This is a genomic window from Mycobacterium sp. (assembly GCF_040509115.1).
Classification (GTDB): Bacteria; Actinomycetota; Actinomycetes; order Mycobacteriales; family Mycobacteriaceae; genus Mycobacterium.
The window spans coordinates 1-16728 of sequence record NZ_JBEVLO010000313.1 but is presented as its reverse complement, the minus strand read 5'-3'; the positions used below and the strand labels follow the sequence as shown (position 1 = coordinate 16728).

Sequence of the window (16728 nt, the reverse complement as noted above, 5' to 3'; positions counted from 1 at the left end):
CGCGCGGGAAGGGCCCGCGCGGCAACACCCCGCGCGGGCAGGGTCCGCGCGGGAACAGCCCCCGCGGTGGCCGTCCACACGGCAGCCGGGTGCCGCAGCGCAAACCCCTCGACCCGGCGCGGCAGGCGGCGTTCGACGTCCTTCGCGCCGTGTCGCAGCGCGACGCCTACGCCAACCTGGTGTTGCCAGGCCTGCTGCGTGAGCGTGACATCACCGGCCGGGACGCCGCATTCGCCACCGAACTCACTTACGGCGCGTGCCGCGCTCTGGGTCTGCTGGACGCCGTCATCGTCCACGCGGCGAACCGGTCGGTGGACAGGATCGACCCCGTTCTGCTCGACCTGCTGCGGCTCGGCACCTATCAGCTGCTGCGGACCCGGGTCGACGCGCACGCCGCCGTCGACACCACCGTCGAACAGGCAGCCATCGAATTCGACACGGCGCGAGCAGGTTTCGTCAACGGTACCCTGCGCACCATCGCGGCCCGCGACGAGGAATCCTGGATCGCCGAACTCGCTCCACCCGCGGACACCGATCCCGTCGGCCACATCGCGTTCACGCACGCCCACCCGCGGTGGATCGCGCAGGCGTTCACCGACGCCCTCGGCGCGAAGGCAGGCGAACTGGGGGCACTGCTCGCCAGCGACAACGACCGCCCGCTGGTGCACCTGGCCGCCCGCCCCGGCGTGATGACGGCAGAGGCGCTGGCATCCGCGGTGGGCGGCGAGGTCGGCAACTACTCGCCGTACGCCGTATACCTGGCCGGTGGCGACCCGGGGCACCTGGCGGCGATGCGCGACGGCGCGGCGCAGGTGCAGGACGAGGGCAGTCAGCTGGTGGCCCGCGCGCTGACCCTGGCACCGCTCGATGGGCAGGACGATCGGTGGCTGGACCTCTGCGCAGGCCCCGGCGGCAAGACGGCGTTGTTGGCCGCCATCGGAGCCGGATCGGGTGCTCACGTGACGGCGGTCGAGCCTGCCCCCCATCGGGCCGAGTTGGTCGAGCACAACGTTCGTGGCCTGGACGTCGACGTGCTGCGCGTCGACGGCCGTGAGAGTGGCCTGGAACCCGCATCGTTCGATCGCGTGCTGGTCGATGCGCCCTGCACGGGATTGGGCGCGTTGCGCCGCAGGCCCGAAGCCCGGTGGCGCCGCCAGCCGGGGGACGTGCCGCCATTGGCCAAGTTGCAACGCGAGCTGCTGGCCTCGGCCATCGCGTTGACCCGCTCAGGCGGCGTGGTGCTCTATGCCACGTGCTCGCCGCATCTGGCCGAGACCGTCGGGGTAGTCGCCGATGCCCTGCGCCGCCACCCCGTCACGGCGATCGACACCCGGCCACTGTTCGAGGCGGGCAACCCCATCGACGGACTCGGCGACGGACCGTACGTTCAACTGTGGCCGCACCGGCACGGCACCGACGCCATGTTCGCGGCGGCCCTTCGGGTCGAGCGTTGAACCCCATACACCCCGGGACACCCCGGGTCGCTTCGCTCCCTCCCGCCGAACCTAAGCTGACGCCATGGCTGAACCCCTGATCGCGCCCTCGATCCTGGCCGCCGACTTCGCCAGGCTGGCCGACGAGACCGCAGCGGTGGCCGGCTCCGACTGGTTGCACGTCGACGTCATGGACAACCACTTCGTGCCGAACCTGACGCTCGGACTTCCCGTCGTCGAGAGCCTTCTCAAGGTGACCGACATCCCGATGGACTGCCATCTGATGATCGACGATCCGGCCCGATGGGCGCCGCCGTACGCCGAGGCAGGTGCCTACAACGTGACGTTCCATGCCGAGGCCGCCGACGATCCCGTCGCCGTCGCCCGCGACATCCGCGCTGCGGGCGCCAGGGCGGGGCTCAGCGTCAAGCCCGGTACGCCCATCGAGCCCTATCTGGAGCTCCTCCGCGACTTCGACACCCTGCTGGTGATGTCGGTGGAACCCGGGTTCGGCGGGCAGAAGTTCATCCCCGAGGTGTTGTCGAAGGTCAGCGCCGTCCGCCGGTTGGTCGATGCTGGCGAGCTGACCGTCGTCGTGGAGATCGACGGCGGCATCAACGCCGACACCATCGAAGCCGCCGCCGAGGCCGGGGTGGACTGCTTCGTCGCGGGTTCGGCCGTCTTCGGCGCGGCCGATCCGGCCGCGGCCGTAGCGGCGCTGCGCAGGCAGGCGGCTGCGGCCTCGAAGCACCTGGCGCAGTGACCGACCGGTGAACGTCCAGGCGGCCATGCGGTCGGCCATCGCGCAGGCCGAGGGTGTCAAGGGCGCCACGTATCCGAATCCGCCTGTCGGAGCGGTGATTCTGGATCGCGACGGCGCCATCGCCGGCGTCGGCGCCACGCAACCGCCCGGCGGCCCGCACGCCGAAGTGGTGGCACTGCGGAGGGCGGGGGAGCGTGCGATCGGCGGGGTCGCGGTCGTCACGTTGGAGCCGTGCAACCACCACGGCCGAACCCCGCCGTGCGTGGATGCCCTGATCGCCGCCGGGGTCTCGCGGGTGGTCTACGCCGTCGCCGATCCGAATCCCGTCGCGGCCGGAGGCGCGGCGAGGCTCGCGGAGGCCGGTGTGTCGGTCGAGGTTGGCGTGGGCGCCGACGAGGTCGCCGGCGGACCGCTGCGGGAGTGGTTGCACCGGCAACGCACCGGGCGGCCCCACGTCACGTGGAAGTTCGCGGCGAGTGTCGACGGGCGCAGCGCGGCCGCCGACGGCAGCAGCAGATGGATCACCGGCGAGGCGGCGCGGGCCGACGTCCATCGTCTGCGCGCCGTCGCCGACGCCATCGTCGTGGGGACCGGCACGGTATTCGCCGACGACCCCACCCTCACGGCGCGGCTGCCCGACGGCACCCTCGCCGACCGGCAGCCGCTGCGCGTCGTCGTTGGCGAGCGGGACATCTCCCAGGACGCAAGGGTGCTCAACGACGATTCGCGGACGATGGTGATTCGCACCAGAGACCCCCACGAGGTGATCCGCGCATTGGCCGATCGCACCGACGTCCTCGTCGAAGGCGGCCCGACCCTGGCGGGGGCGTTCCTGCGGGCGGGAGTGGTGGATCGCATCCTGGCCTACGTGGCGCCCATCCTGCTGGGCGGACCGGTCAGTGCGGTCGACGACGTGGGCGTGCTGAGCATCGCCCAGGCGCAGCGATGGCGTTTCGACGGCACGGAACGTCACGGCGCGGATCTGCGCCTCAGTCTGGTCCCCGGCTGAACCACCCCGATCGGTGAGACCTGCAATTCCCTTGATCGCCAATGTGACTCGGGTCACCTACGGAATGCCTCCGTTGGGCGACTCGTTACTGGTTTGAGACCTCAGCAGCCCCAGGGAGACCGGGCTGATGTGGGCTACCCCCGTAAAATTGGAGTCAAAGTCGAGGTCACTCCGGCCAGGCTGCCCAAAGAGGGCTCCACCATCGCAAAGGACGAAGAGCAAATGACTGCACTGCAGGACTGGCTCAGCCTTCGCCCCGTCGATCAGAACACCATCAAGCAAATGGTCTGCCGCCCACTGCGGGCGGTACTGAGCACCCCGGACGCCGACGAGCGCACCGAACTCAAGCTGATCAGCCCGGGCGTCGAGCGCTGCTGACCGCTACCGCTGCGCGGTGATGATCTCGGTCGCCGCGTCGGGTTCTTCGGCGTGTTCGTTCTTGGCGCTGATCAACAACCCGAACACCGCGCCAACCACGCACACGATCATCGTGATGAAGAAGATCTCGCCGTATTGCATCGTGTAGGCCGTCTTCACGTTGGCGGCGAGCTGCTTTCCGACCTCAAGCAGATTTCCGCCCGTCGGCTTCGGTAGCTCGGCCAGGTATTGATTGAAGCGGTACAGGCCCCATGCGCTCAGCGACGCCAACCCGATCAGCATGCCGATCATCCGCGCGACAACCACTGCGGCGGAAGCGATTCCGTGTTGCGCGCCGGGGACGATCCGCAGGGTCGCCGACGTCAGCGGTCCGATGACCAACCCGAGGCCGATGCCGGCCAGCACCAGATCGGTGGGCAGGGTCGGTAGGGAGACGATCCCGAGGTCGTGGTGCGCGGACAGCACGTCGACCGTCCAGTGCGACACCAGCCAGTAGGCGACGGCCGCGATGAGCAGTCCGACGAACGCCACGGTCCGGTCGCCGATCCTGGTGGCGATCAATCCGCCGACCACGGCGCCGACGGGGAGGGCGGCCAGGAACCACAGCAGGAGGAACAGGGTTTCGTTCTGTTCCTTGCCGAGGACGCCCTGGCCGAACAGTTCGACGTTCACCAACGTGACCATCAGTGCTGCCCCGGCGCACAGCGATGACGCCAGCGCCGCGAGGAACGGCCGGAACTTGACCCCGGTCGGGTCGATCAGCCGGGTGCTGGCGAACTTCTCCCACACGAAGAACGCGATGACTGCGACCACTGCGGCGCCCAGTACCGGCAGCCCCCAGCTGGGGAAGACCTGCTTGCCGTCGGGCGACGGGTTGTACATGCCGAAGACCATGAGCCCCAAGGCGATCGCCAGGAGCAGGCCGCCGACGACGTCGACCTTCTCCCGCGGACCGTCCTTCTCCGAACCCGGCAGACTGAAGTGGATCATCACCATCGCGATGAGCGCCAACGGCACGTTGATCCAGAACACGTCGCGCCAGCTGTTCAGCGCCCACACCACGGTGATGCCGTAGAGCGGCCCCAGCACGCTGCCGAGTTCCTGGGATGCGCCGATCCCGCCGAGCACGCTGGCCCGGTTCTTGGCGGACCAGAGATCGGCCGCCAGCGCCAGGGTGACCGGGAGCAACGCGCCACTGGCGGTGCCCTGGATGAAGCGACCGACGACCATCATGACGACGTCGTCGGACAACGCGGTGACCACCGAGCCGACGGCGAACCCGGCCAGGCTGAGTTGCAGGACGAGCTTGCGGCCGAACCGATCCGACGCCCTGCCCAGCAACGGCATCGCCGCGATGTAGCCGAGTAGATAACAGGTGATGATCGGCGTGACCTGCTGGATCTGATTCAGCGCGATCCCGATGTCCCGCATGATGTCGTTGATGACGGAGATGACGACGTAGGTGTCGAGCGCTCCGAGCAGGACGGCGAGGCCGCCCGCCGTGATCGCGATCCTGCGGCTGGAGGACGCCGTCGACTCGGCTTTCGCTGCGTGAGATCCCGACATCACACGGCGGGCTTGGTGACGGTCACGGACTTGCCCCATTCGGTCATCGTCATCTGGACGCTGTTGCCTGCCGACGGTTCCAGCTTGGCCTGGATCAGTTCGTGATCGCCGTCTTCCTTGATCCACACCGTGGCGGGCACGGCGCCGGTGGCGGCGAGCTGAGGCGCGATGCCGTTGACGGCCTCGCCGCTGACCTTGCCGGTGATCTTGACGGTGTCGACGCCGCCGACGTTCTCGCGGCCCTCTGCCTTCGGCTCGGTGAAGTTGGCGAGCACGTTGGCCAATCCGACGTCGGGACTCAGGATCGCCGAAACGTCGTAGATCTCGGCGGCGGGGCCGAAGTCGGTGAAGCCCCCGCCCGGGGTCAGTGCGCCGAAGAGATTGCCGTCCGCGACCACGAATTCGACGTCCTTGAACGTCTGACCGAAGGCGAGGATGGTGGCCTTGCCCTGCGCCGCGACGGCGGGGGCGTTGGTCAGGTCCCCACTGAGGGTCTCGATGGGCAGTTCTGGGATGGTTCCGGCGACCGTCAGCTCCAGGTGGACGCTCTGCTGCTTGCGGGTCGTCTGGTCCGAGTCCTTGATCAGGGTCGCCGCATCGGGCAGCGGGGCGTCGGACGACCCCGACGATCCACAGCCTGCGACCAGCGCGAGCACAGCGAAGATGGACACCAGGACGGCAATGCGTGGGCGCGTCTGCATTACTGCATCGTAGTGGGTACCGGGGAGTAGCCCGCTGCCCCGGGGACCGGGTAGAAGTGGAATCGTGGCTACTGACCTGGACTTTCGGCGCGTCCCGGCCGACGTCGGCGATGCCGCCGCGATGTTGGCGGCGATGGTCGCCGAGATGCGCGAGCTGTATTGGGACGTCGGTGCCGGTTCCGGTGGGCTGGACATCGACGGACCGGACATGCCGAAGGCAGGCCCCGCCGAACTCGGGCCGCCGGGTGGCACGTTCCTGGTGGGTTACCGAGATGGCGTCGCCGTGTGTGGCGGCGGTCTCAAGCGGTTGCCCGACGGGGCATGCGAAATCAAGCGCATGTACGTGATCCCCGAGGCCCGCGGTCGGGGCGTGGCGCGAATTCTCTTGCACGCGTTGGAGGATGCAGCGCGTGCGCTCGGGTACTCGGTGGTCCGGCTCGACACGGGGCCCCGGCAGGAGGGGGCTCGGCGGATGTACGAAGCGGAGGGATACGTCCCGGTCGCGAACTTCAACGGCAACCCCGTCGCCACGTTCTTCGCGGAGAAGCAGCTGTTTCAGGCGGGCGACGGTTAGCGCTGGGCTCGACGGCGATTAGCCTGGCCATCATGTTCACCGGCATCGTCGAAGAGTTGGGGGAGGTGCTCGGCAAGGAAGATCTTGCCGACGCCGCCCGATTCGTCATCCGCGGCCCGCTCGTCACCACCGACGCGGGCCACGGCGATTCGATCGCGGTCAACGGGGTCTGTCTCACGGTCGTCGACCTGCTCCCGGACGGTGCCTTCACTGCAGACGTGATGGCCGAGACGCTCAACCGCTCGAGCCTGCAGGGCGTCGAGGTGGGCAGTCACGTCAACCTCGAACGTGCCGCCGCCATCAACGGCAGGCTTGGTGGGCACATCGTCCAGGGCCACGTCGACGGCACCGGTCACGTCATCGCCAGATCCCCCTCGGAGCACTGGGAAGTGGTGCGCATCGCGCTACCCGTCGCGCTGTCGCGCTACGTGGTGGAGAAGGGCTCGATCACCGTCGATGGCATTTCGTTGACCGTCTCGGGGCTGGGGTTGGACTGGTTCGAGGTGTCCCTGATCCCGACCACGCTTGCCATGACGACCTTGGGCCGAGCCGCGGTCGGCACGCCCGTCAACCTCGAAGTCGACGTCATCGCGAAATACGTCGAACGGTTGCTCGCCAGCGACCACCCGCCGACGACCTGAACGTGGGCCCGCAGGAGCAAGCAATAAGCTTCACGTCCGTTTGGTTCATACTGAGAGGCGTTCCAAACGCGCGGAGCACGATGGTCCCGACGGGATGGCAAGGGTGGCAGTGATGACGAGGCTGGATTCCGTCGAACGGGCGATAGCCGACATCGCGGCGGGCAAGGCCGTGGTGGTCATCGACGACGAGGACCGCGAGAACGAAGGCGATCTGATCTTCGCCGCCGAGAAGGCGACCCCCGAACTGGTGGCCTTCATGGTCCGGTACACGTCGGGCTACCTGTGCGTCCCGCTCGATGGAGACGTCTGCGACCGGCTCGGTCTGCTTCCGATGTATGCGGTGAACCAGGACAAGCACGGCACCGCGTACACCGTCACGGTCGATGCCCGCAAGGGCGTCGGCACCGGTATCTCCGCTTCCGACCGCGCCACGACCATGCGGTTGCTCGCCGATCCCGCAGCCGTCGCCGACGACTTCACCAAGCCGGGTCACGTCGTCCCGCTGCGCGCCAAGGACGGCGGGGTGCTCCGGCGGCCCGGCCACACCGAGGCCGCGGTCGACCTGGCCCGCTTGGCAGGCCTGCAACCCGCGGGCGCGATCTGCGAGATCGTCAGCCAGAAGGACGAGGGCGAGATGGCGCAGACCGACGAGCTGCGCGTCTTCGCCGACGACCACGGCCTGGCGCTGATCTCCATCGCGGACCTCATCGAGTGGCGGCGCAAGCACGAGCGACACATCGAGCGCATCGCCGAGGCACGCATCCCGACCCGCCACGGCGAGTTCCGGGCGGTCGGCTACACCAGCATCTACGACGACGTCGAGCACGTCGCACTGGTCCGCGGCGACATCAGCGGACCCGACGGCGACGGACACGACGTCCTAGTCCGGGTGCACTCCGAGTGCCTGACCGGTGACGTGTTCGGGTCCCGGCGCTGCGACTGCGGCCCTCAGCTGGACGCGGCCATGGCGATGGTCGCCGACGAAGGACGCGGCGTGATCCTGTACATGCGGGGCCACGAGGGTCGCGGTATCGGCCTGCTGCACAAATTGCAGGCCTATCAGCTGCAGGACGCCGGCGAGGACACCGTCGACGCCAACCTGAAGTTGGGCCTGCCCGCCGATGCCCGCGACTACGGAATCGGGGCGCAGATCCTCGTCGACCTCGGCATTCGGTCCATGCGACTGCTGACCAACAATCCAGCGAAACGCGTGGGTTTGGACGGCTACGGACTGCACATCATCGAGCGGGTGCCGCTGCCCGTGCGCGCCAACTCCGAGAACATCCGCTATCTGATGACCAAGCGCGACAGGATGGGCCACGACCTGATCGGCCTCGACGACTACGACGAGACGGTCTACCCGGTGCCTGCGACTGACGTGGGCGGAGCGTCGCAGTGAGCGGCTCGGGGGGAGAACGACGGTGAGCGACTCGGGCGGAGAACGACGGTGAGCGGAGGCGCGGGCGTCCCGGAGATGCCTCCGGTGGATGCGGCGGGAGTTCGGCTCGCCATCGTGGCCAGCACGTGGCACACGACGATCTGCGATGCCCTGCTCGACGGGGCGCGCAAGTTCGCGTCGTCGTCGGGCGTCGACGATCCCGACGTGGTTCGGGTGCTCGGCGCCATCGAGATCCCCGTCGTCGCACAGCAATTGGCCAAGACCCACGATGCCGTGGTGGCCCTCGGCGTGGTCATCCAGGGGCAGACACCGCACTTCGACTACGTGTGTGACGCCGTCACCGCCGGCTTGACCAGGGTGTCGCTCGACGAAGGGACGCCGGTGGCCAACGGTGTGCTGACCACCAACACCGAGCAGCAGGCCCTCGACCGCGCCGGGTTGCCCGGGTCGGTCGAGGACAAGGGCGCCCAGGCCACCGCGGCCGCGCTGTCCACCGCGTTGACGCTGCGAGATCTGCGCAAGACGTCGTGACCGGCTCGGAAGGTTCCCCGACGGGCTGCGATCTGGAGGTCCGGCCCCACCTCACGCCGTACTTCGCCTACGCTGCGGCCGTCCTGATCGCGGCGGCGCACATCACCGTCGGCTTGCTGCTCAAGATCGGGTCGTCCGGCGTGATCTTCCAGACCGCCGACCAGGTGGCGATCGGGCTGCTCGGCATCATCATCGGTGGCTTGGTGCTGCTCTTCGCTAGGCCCCGATTGCGGGTGGGGCCGGACGGACTCGACGTGCGAAACCTGTTGGCCTACCGATTGATTCCGTGGTCGGACGTCGTCGACGTGTCCTTCCCGCTCGGTGCGAGGTGGGCCCGCGTCGACCTTCTCGACGACGAGTACATCCCGTTGATGGCGATTCAGGCAGTCGACAAGGAGCGCGCCGTCGACGCGATGGACCGCGTGCGGGAGTTGGTGGCGAAGTACGTCAGCCGACCTTCAGCGACATCGTGATCTCGTTCGCCTTGCCTGCGGTGTCGATGACGTCGAACCCCAGCGTCTCGTAGACGGCGCGCGCGGCGGCGTTGGCTGGATCGACGCGCAGGGTCACGACGCGGGCGCTCTGGCTCCGGGCCCAGTCCAGGGCCGCCGACACCAGCGCCATCCCCAGGCCCCTGCCGCGGGCGGCGGGCTCCAGCCACAGCGAGTAGAGGTAGACCGATTCGGCCGTGTCGCGTTGGGCGCCGATCAACCCGACGAGGTGACCGTCGGCGCGGGCGACGAACTGGGCGTGGGCGCGCAGCCTGCGCCGCCACTGCGCCGCCGTGAACGTCATCTCCTGGCGATACTGGGGGTCGAGCGTGCCGAGCGTGTCGGTCAACGCACGCAACCGCAGCGTGGCGAACACACGCCAGTCCGCTTCGTCGAGCCGGGTGACTGGTGGGGCGCTCATGCGGCGTCGCATGACTCCGTTCTGCGATACGTTAGAATTCGCTGATAGTGACCGATTTTTGCACGTCGACGACCGCTCCGGAAATCGATACTCCGCAACTCTGCGCCACGCAGCTCATCGCGCAACCCGGGACCAATCCCACAATGACGATCCCGCTGGTCGACGGCGTGCCGCTCGACGTCGACGACACCTGGCGGTACCTACGGGAGGTTGCCGATTTCTTCGCCGTCCCCATGCCGTCCGTGGCGGAGCTGAGCTCGGCGATCGCCGCATTCCGGATGACGGTCGGAGCCGCGCCGGTTGCGGCCGACGTCACGATCGCCACGGCGGGCGGTGCGCCCCAGATCTTCGTCACCGGAGCGGCGGTGCGGCCCCGTCGGGCAGCGGTGCGCGTCACCGTCGACGACGCCGTACCCCATGCCCACACCGCGTCGGATCCGTGGTGGCGGCGCATGGCGGCGCGGACGACGAGTCGCGGCGACGTCGATCAGCGGGCCCGCTGGTTGGCCGGCCGCGGCTTCGCCGACTGCGTAACCGGCGGAGTCCCGCACCTCGGCGCGCTGGTGTTCGAGTCCGGGGGAGGCCAGCTGGTTGGGGTCGACAACCCCGAACCAACGTCGATCCTGGCGCAGCTCGAACAGTGCGGCGCCGTCTCCGGGATCGACCGTGTCGAGGCCGTTCCGACTGGCCCGCAACGTGCCTGGTGGATTTCGCCGCGGTATGAGCTGCATCCGGTCGCCGAACTCGACGGCGTGCGGCTGCCGTTCGACTCCACCTCGTCGGCGCCATTCGGGAGGTGGGCATGAGTCAGGTGTTCGACCCGGGCGCGTACCGAGCCATGTCGATCGACGGGTACGAGCAGGCCGACGGCACGTTCCGCGCCCACTACACGCTGCGGGGCGTCGATCCCGCCGACGACGTGGCCTTCACCGAGGTGGTGAACTTCGCGGCGGCGATCGGCGACCAAGAGCCCGACGACCGGCTTCTGCGATTGCTCGCCCTCACGTGCTCACCGAGCTACTACAAGGCGGCGGCTCCACCGTCGATCGAAATCGCCTTTCCGACACACCCATTCGAGCGCGACTACCTCGCGGAGCTCATCGCCGGCGGACTCGGTGAGTTCGCCTACCGCAGCTCCCTGCCCGACGCCCTGACCCCCGCGATTACCGGCACCGACGCCGACACCCCGCCGACCGCCGCGGACGCATGGGACGGCGAAGCGGCGCCACTGGTGCCCGTCGGCGGCGGCAAGGACTCGGTGGTGACCATCGAGGCCCTCAAGCGGCACGGTTTCGAGCCGATGCTATTCAGCGTCAACAAGTTCGATCCAATCGACCGGTGCATCGAGATCAGTGGACTCGACAGCGTGCGGGTGACCCGACGCATCGACCCCGGGCTGATCGAGATCAACGCCCGTGGGGCGCACAACGGGCACGTTCCCGTCACGGCGATCAACAGTGTGATTGGACTCGTCGTCGCCGACGCCAACGGGCTGGGCCCGGTGGTGCTGTCCAACGAGCGGTCGTCCAACGTCGGGAACATCACCTGGCTGGGGCGTGACGTCAATCACCAATGGTCCAAGAGCATCTCGTACGAGACGCTGCTGCGCGACACGTTGGCGCGGTACGGCCTCAACCCCGACAGGTACTTCTCGCTGCTGCGACCGCTCTCGGAGTCCGAGATCGCCGACCGCTTCCGCGACAGCCCCCAATACTTCCGTGACTTCATCAGCTGCAACCGGCCCTTCGCGATCGACGCGGGCCGCCGAGGTGCGACGTGGTGCGGGCACTGCCCAAAGTGCCTGTTCGTGTACGTGCTGATGGCACCCCGGCTGGGACGCAGTGAAGTCGAGGCCATCTTCGGCCGAAACCTTCTCGCGGACAACGAGAACCGCCCCGGCTTCGAGGACATCGTCGGTCTCGGCGTGCACAAGCCATTCGAATGCGTCGGCGAGTACTACGAGGCTGCGGAGTCGCTGCTGTCGATCTTGGATTCCGACGAGTGGCGTGGCGCGTCACTGGTCGAGGAGTTCCGCACACGGCGCGACGAATTGAAGGTCGTCGCCTCCTCGCCGGAGCCCGAGAACGCGGTCGACTACGTGCCCGCGCGGTATGTCGCGACGCTGAGCACGCGACCGTCGGCATAGGCAAGGCAGTGACCGGATCTCAGTTCGAGCTCGCCGGCTCCACCGTGGGCATCTGGGGTTTCGGTCGTGAAGGCGTGTCGATTGCCAGAGCCGCCGCGGCGGCGGGGGCGGCGCGCATCGAGGCCGTCGACGACGCGGGCCGCCGACCCTTCGAGGAACCCGAGGGCTTGGGCGACTTGGCGGCGAATCTGACGGTGTTTCGGGGTGCCGAGCACCTCGCCCGGCTGCGGGACTGCGACATCGTCTTCGTCAGCCCGGGTGTGCCGTGGCATCAACCGTTCTTCGAGGAGCTCCGCGCTTCGGGCAAGAGGATCTCCAGCGCCGCGGACTGGTTCATGGCTCGGCACGGTTCGTCGACCATCGGTGTCACCGGGACCAAGGGCAAGAGCACCACGGCGTCGTTTCTCGGGCATTTGCTGAACCACGTCGGCGTCGACGCCATCGTCGCAGGCAACATCGGGACACCCCTGTCGGACCTCGCACCCGACGGCGACGTCACCGTCGTCGCCGAGATCTCCAGCCAGCAGGCCGCCCTGTTGACCACGTCGCCTGCCGTGGCGGTGATCACCAATCTGTATGAGGATCACCTGGATTGGCATGGTGACCGGGATTCGTACTACTTCGCCAAGGCGAACGTCTTCCGCAACGGAGCCCGTTCGCTGGTCACCACCCCAGACGTCGTCGGCGCCCTCGGCAGGCTCGGGATCACCGCGATCGAACCGGAGCTGCGCCTCGTCGATCCGGCGGACGTCGGCCGGACCGGTTCCAGGGGCGAGCGGGAAGGTTCCAACCGCTCGCTGATGACCTACGAGCACAACGTCGTCAATGGCGCGTTGGCGCGCGTCGCCGCGGCCGAGGTGATCGGCAGGCCCGTCACGGACGACGAGTTCGACGCAGCCGTCAGGACGTTTCAGGGGCTGCCGCACCGGTTGCAGACCGTACGCACCACCGGTCGTACCCGGTGGATCGACGACACCCTGGCGACCACGGGGGAGAGCGTCACTGCCGCGCTGAGGGCGATGGACCCCGACGAGCACGTCGCGCTGATCGTCGGCGGCATGGACCGCCAGCTCAACTACGACCAACTCGACGCCTACCTCCGCAGCGGGGCGCGCAACGTGTCGCTGATCCAGTCGCCAACCAACGGCGCGGTCATCGGCAGCGGCTTCGCCCGCGACCACCCATCGAGGACGTATCTCGTCGACACCCTCGAGGCGGCGGTGCGCACGGCATCGGCGCTCGTCGACGTCGACGTGGTTCTGCTGTCACCCGGCGCGGCGAGTTACGACCTCTTCGCCAACTACGAGGCGAAGGCCGCCGCGTACTGCGGTTTCATCGACGCCGTCACGTGACCGACTCGGCACGCGTCCGTCCGGTGGCGGTTCGCTGTCGGACCGCGAACTAATCTGGACCCGTGCCCGATCCAGCGACCTACCGGCCTGCGCCGGGCTCGATACCCCTCGAGCCTGGCGTATATCGGTTCCGCGATCCGCACGGCCGGGTGATCTACGTCGGCAAGGCGAAGAGCCTCCGAAGCCGACTCAACTCGTACTTCGCCGACCTGTCCGGGCTCGCCCCGCGCACCAGGCAGATGGTCATGACGGCTGGCAGCGTCGAGTGGACCGTGGTCGGCACCGAAGTCGAAGCCCTGCAGCTCGAGTACAACTGGATCAAGGAATTCGACCCGCGGTTCAACATCCGCTACCGCGACGACAAGTCCTACCCGGTGCTGGCGGTGACGCTCAACGAGGAGTACCCGCGGCTGTTCGTCTATCGCGGGCCGCGACGCAAGGGCGTGCGCTACTTCGGTCCGTACTCCCATGCCTGGGCCATCCGGGAGACCTTGGACCTGCTGACCCGGGTCTTCCCGGCGCGCACCTGCTCGGCCGGAGTATTCAAGCGGCACAAGCAGATCGACCGGCCGTGCCTGCTCGGGTACATCGACAAGTGCTCGGCGCCCTGCATCGGGCGGGTGAGTGCAGAACAGCATCGGCAGATCGTGCTGGACTTCTGCGACTTCCTTTCCGGCAAGACTGACCGGCTGGTTCGCGACATGGAACGCGAAATGACAAAGGCCGCCCAGACACTCGACTTCGAACGGGCCGCGCGGCTGCGGGACAACATCTCCGCGCTCAAGCGGGCGTTGGAGAAGCAGACGGTCGTCTTCGGTGACGGCACCGATGCCGATGTGGTGGCCTTCGCCGATGACGCACTCGAAGCCGCCGTGCAGGTGTTCCACGTTCGTGGCGGTCGGGTCCGTGGCCAGCGCGGCTGGGTCGTCGAAAAGTCCGGTGATCCGGAGGATTCCGGTCAGGGGCATCTGGTCGAGCAGTTCCTCACGCAGTTCTACGGTGATCAGGCCGAGTTGGGCGGCACGGGCGACGAGTCGACCAACCCGGTGCCCCGCCAGATCCTGGTGCCGGTGCTGCCGCCCAATGCCGACGAGCTGGAGACGTGGTTGTGCGGGCTTCGAGGGTCACGGGTGGCGCTTCGGGTGCCTATGCGAGGCGATAAACGCGCACTGGCCGAGACGGTCCAACGCAACGCGCGGGACGCCCTCACGCAGCACAAGCTCAAGCGGGCGGGTGATTTCACCGCGAGATCCGCTGCACTGCAGAGCATTCAGGAAGCACTCGGGCTGGCTGATGCCCCGTTGCGGATCGAGTGCGTCGATATCAGCCACGTGCAGGGCACCGACGTGGTGGCGTCCCTCGTGGTGTTCGAAGACGGTCTGCCGCGCAAGTCCGACTACCGGCACTACGCGATCCGCGAGGCGGCCGGCGATGGGCGTTCCGATGACGTCGCATCCATCGCGGAGGTGACGCGACGACGGTTCGCGCGGCACGTATCGGATCTGCAGAACTCGAATTTGTTTACCGCGGAGGGGAAATCGCGCAGGTTCGCCTATCCGCCCAACCTGTACGTCGTCGACGGCGGCGCCCCGCAGGTCAACGCGGCCGCTGCGGTGCTCGAGGACCTCGGCGTCACCGATGTCGCGGTGATCGGGCTGGCCAAGCGTCTGGAGGAGGTATGGGTGCCATCGGAGCCCGACCCGGTGATCATGCCCCGCAACAGCGAAGGGCTCTTCCTGCTGCAGCGGGTCCGCGATGAGGCCCACCGGTTCGCGATCACCTACCACCGCAGCAAGCGGTCCAAGCGGATGACGGCCTCGGCACTGGATTCGGTGCCAGGTTTGGGGGAGCACCGGCGGAAAGCGCTGGTCACCCACTTCGGATCGGTGGCAAGGCTGAAGCAGGCCAGCCTCGAGGAGATCACTTCGGTGCCTGGTATCGGGCTGGCGACCGCGAAGGCCGTGGCAGAAGCCCTCGGTGTAGCGCCCGAATCGTCAGCGCCCGCCCCGGTTATCGGAGATGATCAGACCAGAGCATCAGGATGACAGAACACGAAACGGGTGAAGATGTGCGGGGGCAGGACGCGCCCCGCGGGTCAGTCGCGGAATCAGGCATCGACGTCGTGCTCGTCACCGGGCTGTCCGGCGCCGGTCGAGGCACGGCGGCCAAGGTGCTCGAAGATCTGGGCTGGTATGTCGCCGACAACCTGCCGCCCGAACTCATCGCCCGCATGGTCGATCTCGGTTTGGCTGCGGGCTCGCGAATAACCCAGCTCGCGGTAGTGATGGACGTGCGATCCAAGGGCTTCACCGGCGACTTGGATTGGGTCCGTAAGGATTTGGCGACTCGGGATATCACACCGCAGGTGTTGTTCCTCGAGGCATCCGACGACATCCTGGTTCGCCGGTACGAGCAGAACCGCCGCAGCCACCCGCTGCAGGGCAACCAGACCCTTGCGGAGGGCATCGCCGCAGAGCGGGCCATGCTGGCACCGGTGCTTGCGACCGCGGATCTGGTCATCGACACCTCAAAGCTGTCCGTTCCTGCGCTTCGCGAGGCCATCGAACGGGCATTCGGCGGCGAGACGGTGGCCTACACCAGCGTGACCGTCGAGTCGTTCGGCTTCAAATACGGGCTGCCGATGGACGCCGATACCGTGATGGACGTGCGGTTCCTGCCGAACCCGCACTGGGTCGACGAGCTGCGGCGCCACAGCGGGCAGCATCCTGCCGTCCGCGAGTATGTACTGGGGCAGCCGGGCGCGGAGGAGTTCCTCGACACCTACCATCGACTGCTAGAACTCGTGATCGAGGGCTACCGGCGGGAGGGAAAGCGCTACATGACCGTAGCCATCGGATGCACCGGCGGTAAGCATCGCAGCGTTGCAATGGCCGAGGCGCTGGCGGGACGGTTGCAGGGCGGTGACCAACTCACGGTGCGAGTGCTGCACCGCGATCTGGGCCGCGAATGAGTTCGCGCATCGTCGCGCTGGGGGGCGGCCACGGGCTCTACGCCACGTTGTCCGCGGCACGCAGGCTGACTCCGCATGTCACCGCGGTTGTGACGGTGGCCGACGACGGTGGTTCGTCTGGGCGGCTGCGCAGCGAACTCGATGTGGTCCCGCCGGTTGATCTGCGAATGGCGCTGGCGGCCTTGGCATCTGACAGTCCACACGGGCGGCTGTGGGCGACGATCCTGCAACACAGGTTCGGCGGCAGCGGTGCGCTGGCCGGCCATCCCATCGGCAATCTCTTGATGGCCGGGCTCAACGAGGTTCTCGCTGATCCTGTTGCGGCGCTTGACGAATTGGGCCGGATACTTGG

18 protein-coding genes are annotated in these 16728 nt (G+C 68.0%); 15 read left to right on the top strand and 3 right to left on the bottom strand.

Features of this window, described 5'->3' with window-relative positions; translation table 11 throughout:
• Positions 1-89 precede the first annotated feature (89 nt).
• The 4 genes from ABW137_RS22130 (at position 90) to ABW137_RS22115 (ending at position 3583) form a co-directional block, all read left to right on the top strand.
• Positions 90-1454: a transcription antitermination factor NusB gene (locus ABW137_RS22130; protein ID WP_526403592.1), complete on the top strand. Its 1365-nt coding sequence runs from the start codon at positions 90-92 to the stop codon at positions 1452-1454.
• 64 nt (positions 1455-1518) lie between these two features.
• Positions 1519-2196, top strand: a complete 678-nt coding sequence (gene rpe / locus ABW137_RS22125) for a ribulose-phosphate 3-epimerase (RefSeq protein ID WP_526403590.1) — start codon at positions 1519-1521, stop codon at positions 2194-2196.
• 7 nt (positions 2197-2203) lie between these two features.
• A complete protein-coding gene (gene ribD / locus ABW137_RS22120) occupies positions 2204-3205 on the top strand; it encodes a bifunctional diaminohydroxyphosphoribosylaminopyrimidine deaminase/5-amino-6-(5-phosphoribosylamino)uracil reductase RibD (RefSeq protein ID WP_526403589.1) in 1002 nt (333 codons plus the stop codon).
• Positions 3206-3427: 222 nt separating this feature from the next.
• A complete protein-coding gene (locus ABW137_RS22115) occupies positions 3428-3583 on the top strand; it encodes a hypothetical protein (protein WP_526403588.1) in 156 nt (51 codons plus the stop codon).
• 3 nt (positions 3584-3586) lie between these two features.
• Here the strand turns inward: ABW137_RS22115 and ABW137_RS22110 are convergent, their stop codons facing one another.
• Both ABW137_RS22110 and ABW137_RS22105 read right to left on the bottom strand, forming a co-directional pair.
• Entirely contained in the window at positions 3587-5149 is a 1563-nt protein-coding gene (locus ABW137_RS22110; RefSeq protein WP_526403591.1) for an MFS transporter, read from the bottom strand.
• Positions 5149-5850: an LppX_LprAFG lipoprotein gene (locus ABW137_RS22105; RefSeq protein WP_526403587.1), complete on the bottom strand. Its 702-nt coding sequence runs from the start codon at positions 5848-5850 to the stop codon at positions 5149-5151. Before ABW137_RS22105 ends, ABW137_RS22110 begins: the two co-directional genes overlap by 1 nt.
• A 64-nt stretch (positions 5851-5914) precedes the next feature.
• Here ABW137_RS22105 and ABW137_RS22100 point away from each other — a divergent pair, with 64 nt between their 5' ends.
• The 5 genes from ABW137_RS22100 (at position 5915) to ABW137_RS22080 (ending at position 9468) form a co-directional block, all read left to right on the top strand.
• Positions 5915-6424 carry a GNAT family N-acetyltransferase gene (locus ABW137_RS22100; protein WP_526403586.1) on the top strand — a complete coding sequence of 170 codons (510 nt, stop codon included), beginning with the start codon at positions 5915-5917 and terminating at the stop codon, positions 6422-6424.
• A 32-nt stretch (positions 6425-6456) separates the two neighbouring features.
• On the top strand, positions 6457-7065 hold the full coding sequence (locus ABW137_RS22095) for a riboflavin synthase (RefSeq protein WP_526403585.1): 609 nt from the start codon (positions 6457-6459) through the stop codon (positions 7063-7065).
• 112 nt (positions 7066-7177) lie between these two features.
• Entirely contained in the window at positions 7178-8464 is a 1287-nt protein-coding gene (locus ABW137_RS22090; protein WP_526403584.1) for a bifunctional 3,4-dihydroxy-2-butanone-4-phosphate synthase/GTP cyclohydrolase II, read from the top strand.
• Positions 8465-8512: 48 nt separating this feature from the next.
• Positions 8513-8995 (top strand): 6,7-dimethyl-8-ribityllumazine synthase, encoded by a 483-nt coding sequence (gene ribH, locus ABW137_RS22085; protein WP_526403583.1) that lies wholly within the window; start codon positions 8513-8515, stop codon positions 8993-8995.
• Complete coding sequence (locus ABW137_RS22080; protein ID WP_526403582.1) at positions 8992-9468, top strand: PH domain-containing protein; 477 nt, start codon at positions 8992-8994, stop codon at positions 9466-9468. Before ribH ends, ABW137_RS22080 begins: the two co-directional genes overlap by 4 nt.
• Here the strand turns inward: ABW137_RS22080 and ABW137_RS22075 are convergent.
• Positions 9443-9907 carry a GNAT family N-acetyltransferase gene (locus tag ABW137_RS22075; RefSeq protein ID WP_526403581.1) on the bottom strand — a complete coding sequence of 155 codons (465 nt, stop codon included), beginning with the start codon at positions 9905-9907 and terminating at the stop codon, positions 9443-9445. The genes ABW137_RS22080 and ABW137_RS22075 overlap by 26 nt on opposite strands.
• A gap of 143 nt (positions 9908-10050) precedes the next feature.
• Here ABW137_RS22075 and ABW137_RS22070 point away from each other — a divergent pair, with 143 nt between their 5' ends.
• The 6 genes from ABW137_RS22070 to ABW137_RS22045 all read left to right on the top strand — a co-directional run.
• Positions 10051-10713: a hypothetical protein gene (locus ABW137_RS22070; RefSeq protein WP_526403580.1), complete on the top strand. Its 663-nt coding sequence runs from the start codon at positions 10051-10053 to the stop codon at positions 10711-10713.
• On the top strand, positions 10710-12053 hold the full coding sequence (locus ABW137_RS22065; protein WP_526403579.1) for a MurL-like N-terminal domain-containing: 1344 nt from the start codon (positions 10710-10712) through the stop codon (positions 12051-12053). Before ABW137_RS22070 ends, ABW137_RS22065 begins: the two co-directional genes overlap by 4 nt.
• 8 nt (positions 12054-12061) lie before the next feature.
• A complete protein-coding gene (gene murD / locus ABW137_RS22060) occupies positions 12062-13405 on the top strand; it encodes a UDP-N-acetylmuramoyl-L-alanine--D-glutamate ligase (protein WP_526403578.1) in 1344 nt (447 codons plus the stop codon).
• Positions 13406-13467: 62 nt separating this feature from the next.
• Positions 13468-15450 (top strand): excinuclease ABC subunit UvrC, encoded by a 1983-nt coding sequence (gene uvrC / locus ABW137_RS22055; RefSeq protein ID WP_526403577.1) that lies wholly within the window; start codon positions 13468-13470, stop codon positions 15448-15450.
• On the top strand, positions 15447-16376 hold the full coding sequence (rapZ, locus tag ABW137_RS22050; RefSeq protein WP_526403576.1) for an RNase adapter RapZ: 930 nt from the start codon (positions 15447-15449) through the stop codon (positions 16374-16376). Before uvrC ends, rapZ begins: the two co-directional genes overlap by 4 nt.
• Positions 16373-16728: gluconeogenesis factor YvcK family protein (locus tag ABW137_RS22045; protein WP_526403575.1), on the top strand; the 356-nt coding region annotated here is incomplete at its 3' end. The genes rapZ and ABW137_RS22045, both read left to right, overlap by 4 nt.

What these genes read in the sequence shown, in the direction of transcription:
- ABW137_RS22110 (WP_526403591.1), bottom strand. Translation starts at nt 5,149, where the DNA reads ATGTCGGGATCTCACGCAGCGAAAGCCGAGTCGACGGCGTCCTCCAGC.
- ABW137_RS22095 (WP_526403585.1), top strand. Translation starts at nt 6,457, where the DNA reads ATGTTCACCGGCATCGTCGAAGAGTTGGGGGAGGTGCTCGGCAAGGAA.
- ABW137_RS22070 (WP_526403580.1), top strand. Translation starts at nt 10,051, where the DNA reads ATGACGATCCCGCTGGTCGACGGCGTGCCGCTCGACGTCGACGACACC.
- ABW137_RS22065 (WP_526403579.1), top strand. Translation starts at nt 10,710, where the DNA reads ATGAGTCAGGTGTTCGACCCGGGCGCGTACCGAGCCATGTCGATCGAC.
- rpe (WP_526403590.1), top strand. Translation starts at nt 1,519, where the DNA reads ATGGCTGAACCCCTGATCGCGCCCTCGATCCTGGCCGCCGACTTCGCC.
- ABW137_RS22115 (WP_526403588.1), top strand. Translation starts at nt 3,428, where the DNA reads ATGACTGCACTGCAGGACTGGCTCAGCCTTCGCCCCGTCGATCAGAAC.
- ABW137_RS22105 (WP_526403587.1), bottom strand. Translation starts at nt 5,850, where the DNA reads ATGCAGACGCGCCCACGCATTGCCGTCCTGGTGTCCATCTTCGCTGTG.
- ABW137_RS22075 (WP_526403581.1), bottom strand. Translation starts at nt 9,907, where the DNA reads ATGAGCGCCCCACCAGTCACCCGGCTCGACGAAGCGGACTGGCGTGTG.
- rapZ (WP_526403576.1), top strand. Translation starts at nt 15,447, where the DNA reads ATGACAGAACACGAAACGGGTGAAGATGTGCGGGGGCAGGACGCGCCC.
- ABW137_RS22090 (WP_526403584.1), top strand. Translation starts at nt 7,178, where the DNA reads ATGACGAGGCTGGATTCCGTCGAACGGGCGATAGCCGACATCGCGGCG.